The sequence below is a fragment of the Chitinophaga sp. NPDC101104 genome (genome assembly GCF_050277495.1).
In the GTDB taxonomy this organism is placed as follows: domain Bacteria; phylum Bacteroidota; class Bacteroidia; order Chitinophagales; family Chitinophagaceae; genus Chitinophaga.
In genome coordinates, this window is the sequence record NZ_JBNNSF010000001.1 from 4,135,766 (window position 1) to 4,147,340 (window position 11,575).

Genomic DNA, 11,575 nt, shown 5'->3' on the forward strand with positions numbered 1-11,575 from the left:
CCAACGGCCTGGCAATTCGATAAACTTTCGATATAATGGTGAAAAATCAACTTCCTGCTGGAATCCGAAACCCTATCAGCACTTGGGACTGTCATGCATGTTCGCAGTTTACCAGTACAATGCTTCAATTGATCCCCGCAAGAAGATCGTATAAAATAAACGGGCGCCTCAAAAGGCGCCCGTTATTGTAAATTCCAATTAGAGCTATCAGTCTTGTTCGTTAAACACTTCTTTAATCGTAAACTTTTTCTTCCCACCGGGCACCTGCCACATCACTTCCTGGCCTTTTCCAAAACCAATGAGGGCAACGCCCACGGGCGCCATAACGGATATTTTTCTTTGTTTGATATCGGCTTGTTCAGGTAATACAACGGTCACTTCCATTTCCTTGGGCTTATCCGTTTCCTGGATTACCACCCGGGAATTGAGCCGCACTACGTCTGCGGGGAACGCTTCCTTGCTCACCAGCCTGCCTTTCTTGAAATCCGCCAGCAGCGATTCCACGACTGCCGGGCCGAAAGTACTCTCTCTCGCGCCTTCCTGCAGGCAGGTCTGGATCACTTCATAGTCATCCTTCCTGAAAATAGGTTGCTGTTTCTTTTGCATGGTAAAAGATTTAAAAAAATTAAATGAATGATAATGGCCTTCCGGCGCGGTTCTTATGGCTTCGCACCAGGCTTTCGGAACATTCCGACAATAACTATCAGCAGCAATGGCAGGGATATGTATAAAGCCCGGTACCAGCCCGCGTTAGTGGTCAACGCAGTACGCAGTATCAGCGCGTTGGCGATCACCAAAACGAGCAAAATCATGCCGCCGATGGAAACCTTTTCTCGATTTCGCATCTGAGCAATTCAATTTAGCATCGAAATAAAAGCAGTAAGAAAAACCCCTGAACCCGGAGACACATTTTTTAGCGGTTCAGGGCAAGCGTATTGAAGTCCTTAAAATTTGAGAAGTAATACAACTTCTTGCAAAATGTTCGGAATGATACGTTATTGCAGGCATACGTAGGCCCTGCAACCGGTGTAGCGTACCGGGCGATGCGGAGAATGGGCTGTATGATCAATCCTGACATGCAGCAAATATACTAAAAATACCCGGAAAGAAAAACCGGCGGCCCAACGAGCCGCCGGCAAAATCATCAGAATTTGATGCGGACGCCCGCATTCAGGCCCAAACCGCCAATATTTATGTACGACTTCAGGTCGTTGGCAGGGGCATTATCGTTCTTGTATGTCGTTTTTGAGCCGGAAGTGCCCGTAGGCGTGTTGGAACCCTCATCCAGCACGGTCACGTATTCGGTTTCGCGCTCGGCCGTACTGAGATCGCCGATCGACCGGCCCGGAAGCTGGCTTAATTCCTGGCCCGACTGTAGATTCACCACTTTGTTGGTTTCGCTGTAGGCTGTAACTTCCTTGCTCTTGCTCCTGACCGGCACATTGCGGTATTCCGCCTCGGCAAACACGTCTATCCGGCGGGAAACGTTGTAATTAAAGCCCATCGCGCCCTGGAAACCAATGGTAGGATTCGGTTTGATCTCCTCTTTCCGGGAAATATCCGTGCGCACCATGGCGCCCGCAGGCAGCGGCAGCCCCGCAGGACGGCTCATCCGCATCGCTTCCGTTTCGATGTACAGCCTACCCCACAGCGGCACCACGAACCCGAAGCGCACATAAGGGTTAAATTTCTCGTAACCCGGGCTCAGCACAAGACTCGGTGCAAAATCGACCGCATTCACGTGACCGTCCGACTCGATGCGGGCCGCGTCTTTGTTCAGACCCTCGAACACGCTGACATTCCGCGTCATGAGGTTGTTTTTACTGTGGTAATAGTTGAACGTACCCTCGATGGCCACATTCCTGTTAAAATTATACCCGATAGAGATGCCGCCGCGCACCCCTTCGCCGTAAGACCCCGTCAACACCTTTTCGAACACTTCCGTAACCGCGCCCGTAGCCGGGTTCACGTTATTACGGATGTCTCTGGGAGGATATGGGCCAACATCCGGGAACTGGCCCGGCGAAACACTGAAAAAGTAACCGCCGGCTACCTTGAGGTACATCTTTTTGGGGATATTCTGGGCTTGTGCGCCCTGGGCCAACAATAACGCCGTCAACCCCAGGATTGCATGGTTTATCCGGTTCATATGCATGGTTGTTTTGGTGACAGATTAAGCGTACTCCTTCTAAGTTAAGGATTTTCAGTCGATTATCTGCCATTCCGCTCGCATTTAACAACCCTGCTAACGGTCTGTCAAACTTTCGAGGAAGCGCACGAGGTCCTGCTTTTCCCGGGCCGTGAGCCGGAGCGAATCCGGCGGCAGGGTCTGGTTGGGAAGCGATAAACCGATGCCCGCGGCACCGCCCCTATCGTAAAAATCCACCACTTCCGCCAGCGTACGGTAAGCCCCGTTATGCATGTAAGGCGCCGTTTTCGCGATATTGCGCAGCGTAGGGGTTTTGAAAGCGAAAAGCAATGGCTCCAGCGGCACATGCACATAGCGGCCGCTGTCGCTGTCGAGCCGGCGGATGTCGGGCGATGCCAGCACACCCAGTACTTCGGATTCCGTGGAAGTGAACGCCGGCGCCGCCGTTCCGTTGAAAAGCGGCAAAAAGTGACAGGTGGCGCATTTCGCTTTGCCCATGAAAACGTTGAACCCGCGTCGCTCCTCCTCCCCGATCTCCCCATCGCCCCGCATGAACGCATCGAACGGCGAAGAGAACGGTTGTAACGAACGGATATACGCCGCAATGGCCGCCATCACGTAACGCGGCCGCACGTAAGCCCCCATGTCCGGGAACGCCTGTACGAACATCCCGCGCATCAAAGGATCGCGGGAAATCCATTCCGCTACGTTTGCCGCGGAAGACCGCATTTCATGGGGGTTCTGCAGCACGTCCATCACCTGGTTCTCCAGTGTGGGCGAGCGCATATCGTAAAACTGGCCCTGCTGCAGGCCCGCATACATCACCGTGGGCGTATTCCGCGCAATGAGCATACCGCCGTGCAGCGATACGTTCCTGGCCAGGCCATCCGTAAACGCTTTGTCCGGGTTGTGGCAGGATGCGCAGCTGCGGTTCCCCGTACCGGCGAGTTTCGGGTCGTGGAAAAGCAGCTTTCCCAGGGCGATCTTTGCCGGTGTAGGGATAGCATCCGGCTGATGGACGAAAAACGCCGCACGGATCGCACCACTGTCAAACAACGAGCCCGCCAGCGGATCGATGGCCAGTAATTCCTTCACCTGCGTATATCCGGAAACGTTATACCAATGCATCATCGCGCGCGACAACGGATGCAGCTGCGTGGTATAATATCCCGCGAAATCGAACGTATCCGGCGATCCCGCCGCAGCAGCAACCGCTGAATCGAAGCGGCGAAGCAACGAATCCGGCGCGCCGATCATTCCCATGAGGAATTTCACGGACAACAGCGTTTCCCGGGCTTCGGCGATGCCCTGCCGGCTGAGGGGCGTATCAAACCCGCTCAAACCCAGCGCCGCCAGGCGGAACATAGCCATGCGCGCCGCGTCGAACACGTGGGCGGTATCGAAAAGGGTATTGCCGGCCGTCCGCCGCAGGGCGATGATAGACGCCGCGAAAGAACGGACCGCAGGCGCGAGGGATTCCCTTTCCAGGGGGTACAAAGCTTCCTCCACCACCTGCAACCCGGCAGGATCGGCCATTTTCGTTTCTTCCGTTTCCACTTCCGGCAGCGGCGGCCCGTTCAGCAACCGCGACGTGCCGGGCGCGTAGTATTCACTGAACCACTCGAGCTGCTTGTACACCCGCCGGCAATCCAGGAAAGCCGCCTGCAGCGCCGGTTCGCCTTCGCCCCGTTCGGCCATGGCCAGCAAACTGTCTGTCCGCCGTTGCAAGGTATCCGTCTGCGCCAGCAGCAACGTACGGACGCTCACATCGAAGTTTTCCGGCTTCCGGCCGCAGGCCGCCCAGCAGATCATCCATCCCGCGCAAAGCGCCAGCATAAGTGTTACGGATTGTTTCATATATCTTCATTTACGAAAAAAGTTCCCCTGGAAACAGGGGAACCCTTCGTGCTTATGATGCTAAGAATAAAAGGGGGACTATTCGATCTTAGGTTTAACGAGGTACGCCGGTCACGATAACGGTCTGCCCGCCTTCCCTGTTGGTGGTAATGCCGGAGCCGTCTGCGTTGCGGAATTTATCGTCTACCCAGGTATGGGGATGAATATTTACGATGAACGTGTTGGGCCGGCCGGTAAGGTCGGAGATATCGTACATGGCGCCATATTCCCAGCTGCTGAGGCGGAGATCGTTCCCGGGATTGTACTTGCCGTTGAACGTGGCATCTTCCCGGCGGTGGTTCATTTCCAGGAAAGGCTTCAGTTCTTTGGTGGCCAGGTTATACTGCCAGATGCGGCCGTCGTGCTTATTGGCTTTGTAGTACGAGTCGCCGTCTTCCTGGATATACACGAAGTTCTGCGTTACGCACAGGTTGTCCGGGTTCACGATGCTGTTGCCGGGGTTTGCGTTCCCGTCTACCATAGCGGTGAGCTTGCCTTTCAGGGGATCGGCGGCGTCCAGCTCCAGCTGGTACACGCGGCCCCACATGGTGAGCCCTTCTACGGGCGTTGTTTTGTCGGCCTGGCTTACACCGGTTGCCGTGAAATACAGCTTGCGGTTGTTGGCGGCACTGCCTTTGCCGTAATCCAGGTCTTCCACACGGGCAAACTGGATGGCTTTCTTATCGATCGTCTGCGCGGCGAGTTGCACGCCGGTGCTGGCGGCAACGTTTTCGTAGGGCACAAACTCCACATCGTAGGTTTTGCCGACTTCCATATCGGTTTCCACGGTATTGAGGTCTTTGCGGCGCAGCATGTACAGCGTACCGTTGGTCATGTTACCGGTGGAAGCGGTTACATAGATATTCACCTGGCCCAGGCCCTGGCGGGAGCTTTCGTCTTCGCCGATAAAGATGACGGTTTTACCGGGATATACGGTTTTGGGCAAAGGCACGGCGTTCTCGGCGCTGCATTTGCCCAGTGCGGGCAGGGTGCGGTCGGTTTGTTTGTCGCCCGCGGGTGCGAACGGCGGAATGCCGTGGATCATGGATTCTCCGTCGGTTTCACCGGCGGTGAGGAACAGCGGGCCGAAGCCATGTTCTTCCGGAGTGGCCATAGTGGCCGAGCAGAGGCGCATCTTGCCGCCTTTTGCGTCTACGATATATTCGCCGCGGAGCGGTTTGAGGTTATTGTCGAGATACACGCGGGATACGGAGAAAAGGATCTCGTGGTTCTGCACCATGACAAAACCTTTGCCGGAAGGGTCTTTCAACATGCCGCCACCATCGGGCTGCGCGCCGTACACGAAATTGGGAGTGCCTTCCAGTTTATCGTCGGAACTGATGAGGGGAATGATCTTCACGTCGCCGAAACCCGGCATCGTTTTTACGAGCGAGGGCGTTACGGAATAGGATTTCAGCTCAGGAAGCTGGGGCTGTTCGTTAGGTTTGTCGTTGTTGTTACAGGCGCCCAGCATGGATGCGAAGGCTAAAGGAAACAGGGGAAGCTTCCGGCGGTTCAGATACATAATTTGCAATTTTGATGCAATATCCCCGCCGGATGTTTCCCCTGTGTTACTGCAAGATGAAATTAATGTGAAAACTGCGTTCCCGGTTCCGGCCAGCGCAGGAATCTCCGCGAAAGGACCTGGTACACGATGAGCAGCCACAGAATAAGACTGGGCATTGCTTTTGCCGCGTAAGGCACTACCAGGTTGCGTTTCACCCATGCCGTCACCAGGTCGGAATGCGAGAAGCTGGTGCCGATGAGCAGGTATACGAAGAAAATATTGGCCGCCGTGCTCCGCGGTTGCAGCAGGAACCAGATGCAGGCCGCGGGGAAGGCGATGATGTAGGTGGGCGATTCCGAGCTGCTGGAATACAGTACCGTGAACAGCAGCGTGGAACAGAGGATCAGCAGCTGGTAGCGCACGTCATGGCAGTATTTCAGCCAGATGTACTGTGCGGCGAAGAGCACCAGCGCCGGGCCCATCACTACGATGTTCGGCAAATAAGGCAGGCGGAACGTGCGCTTGATGAAGCCCATCGCGGAAATATCCTGCAACACCACGCCATGGTCGATCTGCGCGTTCTTGTCGTTCTTCAGCACCAGCGCCTCGTACCACTCGCGGTAGCTGCGGAGCACGAATTCCGGCGAAGAGATCGCCATGGGCAACACGAGCCAGATCGCGCTCCAGAGTATTAAACTGCCGATTAATTTGAGCTTGTGGCGGGAAAAGAAGAAGAACGCCAGCCCCACGATCCCATAGAGCTTCGTAAATGCGGCGAACATGATGAAGCACGCGGCCCAGAAATCCTTTTCCTTCCGCATCAGCGTATAGCCGAAAATGATACACGCCGCCACGATGGGGTTGAACTGGAAATAGCTGCTCGCCGCCATCAGCTCATGGCTCGCGAAGATCATAATGAGGTTCTGCTGGATACGCCCCAGCGGCAGCGTCCGGATGGCCAGCATCAGCACCGCCGCGTTGGTAAGCACCCACAGGATGCTCCCCAGCCAGTCGGGCATAAGGGCAAACGGTGCGATCAGCATGCTGAACAGCACCCCGTAGTTATTCACGTCAAAATAAACGTCGGGATAAGGCCCGTAGATCGTTTGACCGTTGATGGTATGCAGGTATACGTGCTTGAAGATCGTATAGTTGTTATAATTATGGACAGCGAATTCCTTGATGCCCACCACCATAGACAACCCGAACCAGAGCAGCATCGCCAGCCACTCCTTCTCGCCCAGCCAGGCCAGTGTGAACCGTTTATTAGACATGATCATTTTTTAGATACGGGCGCAAATTAGTAAAAGCCCCGCTATTTTTTATCCGTCGCGATCTTGATGACGATCTTCCGCACGGGAACGGACTTCCCGGAGATCAAATTGGGCATGTGCAGATCGGTGGGATAGAATATCGCGAAATCGCCTGCGGCGAGTTTGGTGTAGAAAGAAGGCCGGTCGGCGTACAGCATGAAATCGTCGCTGTCGTCGTAAGGCCGGCTTACCTGCTGGCTGCGGAGCATATCGTGCCCCACCAGCTCTTCCCCCGAAACGATGTATTGCACATCGATATGTTTGCGATGGGATTCCATTTGCTCGCCTTCGGCGGGAATGGTATCATATTCGTTGACGATGGCGAAGATACGGTCGCCCTCGATGCTGTGTTTCCCTTTTTCCAGGCTGGCAAGGTCGGTTTCCCGGAGCCAGCGGAATGCAGTCTGGAAACGATCGCCCAATCCGGCGTATAAACCTGCGTTCGCTAATGTGTCGATGATCATGGATATAAAATTGGCGGGCAAGATACACCGTTTCCCCGTTCCGCAAAACCCCGTTTCAGCCGCCGCGCCGCAAACGATATTGCTGGGGCGCCACGCCCATGAGCTTGCTGAACATCCGCGAGAAATAATACGGGTCTTCCACCCCCACCGCCCAGGCGATCTCCTTGATCCGCATATCCGTGAAAAGGAGGTACTGACACGCTTTCTGCACTTTCAGGTGATGGAAATACTCCAGCGGCGAATACCCCGTTCGCTTGCGGAACACGGCGGAATAATGGCTGGCCGACAGGTTGACGGCCCCCGCCAGGTCGGCCAGGGTGAGCGTGGCCGCCAGGTTTTCGCGCATGTGGCTGATGGATTGCTCCACCGCATCGCGGCTGGTGCGGTTTTCGGAAAGACTGAACGGCTCTTCGTACAGGAAGCCGGACAGGTAATGCCAGAGGCACATATTGGCATAGCCGAGGTTATCGCTTCCATATCCGCGCTCCAGGCTGGCATACATATCTTCGAACAGGGCCAGGCGCTTCTGCTGGAAAGTGACGCGGCCCATATGGCCGCCGAACCGGCGCGTGAGGGCGGAAACGGCGTCTGTGGCACGCGGGCCTTTAAAATGGACCCAGTAGATCGTCCACGCATCGGCATCGTCAGAGGCGTAGTGATGAGCGCTTCCGGCGGGAATGAGGATGAAATCGTCCGGCCCCAGGGCGTATTCCCGTCCGTCGACGGCAGCCGTTCCCCGGCCTTCGCGGCAATAAATAAGGATATGCTGGTCTACCCCATTGTTCCGCTGCCGGAAATGGTACCGCGCCTTGGGATAATACCCGATGTCGGTGATGTAGAGCCCATTGACGAGGGGATCGGCCGCACAGGGCCCGGCAATGATCTTCCGCGGCAGCACCACGGCCCGCTGGCCATCGAACCCCTCTTTCTTCCGTATCACAAGCTGGCAATTTTTATCATAATAAAATCCATGTTAAATATAATAAATACGGCTTGCTACAAAAATAGCAAAATATCGAAATCGTAATATTGTCCATCATAACCATAAGAAAGGCCATTGAACCCCAACGCAGCAAATCCAATATTTGTATCCTGCGATCCGCAGCTCCACATCACTTACATTACCGGTTATGAAAAAGGGAATCCGCCGTTTTACCGAACTTCTCCATTGGCGCCGCATGGCCGCCGGGTCAGCGGTATGGGCGGAAACTGCTGCCGGAAGATGCGATCATTTAAAATCCGGACTATTTTTAAGACCATGATCCTAAAAATAATCAACATACTCGGCATTACCTTCCTTTCCGCCTTCCATTCCGGAAGCGGAGGCAGCTCCGTGCCGGGGCCGTTCCCCGGAAACGGCCGAATCGACAAATCCCCGCAAACCGTAACCATCCGCCCCGGCGAAAAACACCAGGTCATCCATTCCTTCGGCGCATCCGACTGCTGGACGGCCAAATTCATCGGCACATGGGCCAACACATCCAAAAAGGAACAGGTGGCGGATTATCTTTTCAGCCTCGACACTGCGCAAGACGGTTCCCCCAAAGGCATCGGCCTCTCGCTCTGGCGGTTCAATATCGGTGCCGGAAGCTTCGAACAGGGCGCCGGAAGCCATATCGGCGACGAATGGCGGCGGGAAGAATGTTTCCAGTCGGCCGACGGGTCATACGACTGGTCGAAATCCCAGGGACAGCAATGGTTCCTCCGCGCCGCGAAGCAGCGTGGCGTCCGATACACCCTCGGCTTCTCGATCTCGCCACAGGTACATCTTACCAATAACGGCAAAGCCTTCAACGGCACCACATCGCCCGGCATGAATATTCAACCGGGAAAAATGGCCGCCTATGCGGAATTCCTCGCAGAAGTGACGAAACATTTCGGGTTCGATTACCTCAGCCCGGTAAATGAACCGCAATGGAACTGGGGGAAGAACGACCAGTCGAGCCAGGAAGGCACCCAGGCCACGAACGGCCAGATCGCCGAACTGTCGAAACTGACGGCGCAACGGTTATCCGGCACGCATGCGCAAGTAGTGATCGGTGAAGCGGGGACGCTGGAGTTCCTGTACGGCAAGAATCAAGACCAGCGCGGCGACCAGATCCGCCAGTTCTTCTCTCCTTCCTCCCCCAACTTCCTCGGCAATACACCCCACATCGCCAATATCATTTCCGGCCACAGTTATTTTACGACCTGTCCGGATTCGAACCTCATCAACGTCCGGCAACAAGTAGCGGAACGCGCCGCGCAAACGGGCGCAGGCCTCCAGATCTGGCAAACCGAATTCGGTATCCTGGGCGATATCTGCGGGCAGTACAACGGCGCGCCGCGCAATACCGGTATCGATTACGGCCTGTATGTAGCTAAGGTGCTGCATCACGACCTCACCGTGATGGGCGTTTCCAGCTGGCAATGGTGGCTCGCGGTGAGCCCGTACGATTACAGCGACGCGCTGGTCTACATCAGCGACGTGAACGGAAAGATGGACCCCGCCAACTGCAAAACGGACGGGATGGTGCAAGACTCCAAGCAACTGTGGGCTTTCGGGCAATACGCGCGGTTCGTGCGGCCGGGGATGCAGCGGGTGGAGACGGCAGTTTCCGGGACCGGCGGGCCTTATGCCGACGCCTCCACGCTCATGGTATCGGCGTATACGAACGAAGCCACCCAAGAACTGGCGGCCGTCCTCATCAATTTCGAATCTTCGGAAAAACACATCCGGCTCAATGGCGTGAAAATCAAAGGCCGGCTGAATCAATATATTACCGACGGAGCGCGCAACTGCAAACGCGCCTGGGCCAACCCGGCAGACGTGGTGCTGCCGGCGCGGTCTATCGTTACGCTCACGGGAAAATATCAATAAAACTGAACTGGATACAACAATAGAGAAACATGCAGACAACGACCTTCCATCATCGCTACATCCTGGGTATTTCCTTCATCTCCGCGCTGGGCGGTTACCTGTTCGGCTTCGATTTCGCCGTGATCTCCGGTGCGCTGCCGTTCCTCCGCGAGACTTTCGGGCTGAACGCCTGGTGGGAAGGCTTCCTCACCGGCTCCCTCGCACTGGGATGCATGGCCGGATGCGCGATGGCCGGGGCACTGGCGGAGCGGTTCGGCCGCAAACCCGGACTGCTGCTGGCGGCGCTGATATTCACGCTGTCGTCTCTCGGAATGGCGTTCTCCCATTCCTTCACCGTGTTCACCACCATGCGCTTTGCAGCAGGGATCGGCGTGGGCATGGCTTCGATCCTCAGTCCGCTGTACATCGCCGAAATTTCGCCAGCGCATTTACGGGGAAGGAACGTATCCATCAACCAGCTCACCATCGTCATCGGCATCCTCATCACGAACCTCGTCAACTATTTCCTTGCCGGCAAAGGCGTGGATGCCTGGCGCTGGATGTTCGGGCTGGGCGCGGTACCGTCGTTCATCTTTTTGCTGGGCGTGAGCCGGCTCCCGGAAAGTCCGCGCTGGCTCGCGGCGCAGGGCCGTCTGGATGAGGCCTCCCGTATCCTGGCGCGCATCGGCGCGGGAGATTTTGCGGCCAACACCCTGCGCGACATTTCCGCTTCCCTGTCCGGCGAAAGCCGTCCCAACCTGAAAATGGTGTTCAGCAAGGCCGTGCGGCCGGCGGTGATGGTGGGCATCGTGCTGGCGGTGTTCCAGCAGTTGTGTGGCATCAATATCGTGTTCAATTACACTTCCACCATATTCGCTTCCGTGGGGGCCGACCTTAACAGCCAGCTTTTCGAGACCATCTCCATCGGGATCGTGAACCTCGTTTTCACGCTGGTGGCGATGTGGCAGGTGGATAAACTGGGGCGGAGGCCTTTGATGCTGGCGGGATCGCTGGGATTGTCGGTCGTCTATATCGTGCTGGCGCTGTTGCTGAAGCAGCAGGCGGCCGTGGGGCTCGTGTCTGTGTTCGTACTGGCGGCCATTGCGCTGTACGCTACGTCGCTGGCGCCGGTGACCTGGGTCCTCATCTCCGAGATTTTCCCCAACAAAGTGCGCGGCCTGGCGTCGTCCGTAGCCATCGTGGCGCTTTGGGGCGCGTATTTCGTACTCGTGTTCACATTCCCCATACTGGCCGAAAAACTCGGCACTTACGGGCCTTTCTATCTCTATGCGGGCATCTGTTTCCTGGGCTTCCTGTTCGTTCGCCGGAAAGTGCCGGAAACGAAAGGTAAAACGCTGGAACAACTGGAACATCAAATAACTGGACATTAATTAAACCATAAAAGGC

The 11,575-nt window shown here is 55.9% G+C and carries 9 protein-coding genes; 2 read left to right on the forward strand and 7 right to left on the reverse strand.

Annotated elements, in window-relative coordinates; all coding sequences use genetic code 11:
- Positions 1-207: 207 nt before the first annotated feature.
- The 7 genes from ACQKLP_RS16660 to ACQKLP_RS16690 all read right to left on the reverse strand — a co-directional run bounded on the left by ACQKLP_RS16660 (position 208) and on the right by ACQKLP_RS16690 (position 8,269).
- Positions 208-606 carry a GreA/GreB family elongation factor gene (locus ACQKLP_RS16660; protein ID WP_341840152.1) on the reverse strand — a complete coding sequence of 133 codons (399 nt, stop codon included), beginning with the start codon at positions 604-606 and terminating at the stop codon, positions 208-210.
- Between the two features lie 538 nt (positions 607-1,144).
- Positions 1,145-2,149: an outer membrane beta-barrel protein gene (locus ACQKLP_RS16665; protein WP_427323918.1), complete on the reverse strand. Its 1,005-nt coding sequence runs from the start codon at positions 2,147-2,149 to the stop codon at positions 1,145-1,147.
- A gap of 96 nt (positions 2,150-2,245) precedes the next feature.
- On the reverse strand, positions 2,246-4,006 hold the full coding sequence (locus ACQKLP_RS16670) for a cytochrome-c peroxidase (RefSeq protein WP_427323919.1): 1,761 nt from the start codon (positions 4,004-4,006) through the stop codon (positions 2,246-2,248).
- A 94-nt stretch (positions 4,007-4,100) separates the two neighbouring features.
- On the reverse strand, positions 4,101-5,570 hold the full coding sequence (locus ACQKLP_RS16675) for a hypothetical protein (protein ID WP_427323920.1): 1,470 nt from the start codon (positions 5,568-5,570) through the stop codon (positions 4,101-4,103).
- Between the two features lie 62 nt (positions 5,571-5,632).
- Positions 5,633-6,826, reverse strand: coding sequence for a glycosyltransferase family 87 protein (locus ACQKLP_RS16680; RefSeq protein WP_427323921.1), 1,194 nt, complete (start codon positions 6,824-6,826; stop codon positions 5,633-5,635).
- 41 nt (positions 6,827-6,867) lie between these two features.
- Positions 6,868-7,329 (reverse strand): YhcH/YjgK/YiaL family protein, encoded by a 462-nt coding sequence (locus ACQKLP_RS16685; RefSeq protein WP_427323923.1) that lies wholly within the window; start codon positions 7,327-7,329, stop codon positions 6,868-6,870.
- Between the two features lie 55 nt (positions 7,330-7,384).
- Positions 7,385-8,269, reverse strand: coding sequence for a helix-turn-helix domain-containing protein (locus tag ACQKLP_RS16690; protein WP_427323924.1), 885 nt, complete (start codon positions 8,267-8,269; stop codon positions 7,385-7,387).
- A 318-nt stretch (positions 8,270-8,587) separates the two neighbouring features.
- On the opposite strand from ACQKLP_RS16690, the gene ACQKLP_RS16695 reads away from it, so the two are divergent.
- The gene (locus ACQKLP_RS16695) at positions 8,588-10,189 is read left to right on the forward strand and encodes a glycoside hydrolase (protein ID WP_427323925.1); all 1,602 of its coding nucleotides are present in this window, start codon (positions 8,588-8,590) and stop codon (positions 10,187-10,189) included.
- Positions 10,190-10,218: 29 nt separating this feature from the next.
- Positions 10,219-11,559, forward strand: a complete 1,341-nt coding sequence (locus tag ACQKLP_RS16700) for a sugar porter family MFS transporter (RefSeq protein ID WP_427323927.1) — start codon at positions 10,219-10,221, stop codon at positions 11,557-11,559.
- Positions 11,560-11,575 lie beyond the last annotated feature (16 nt).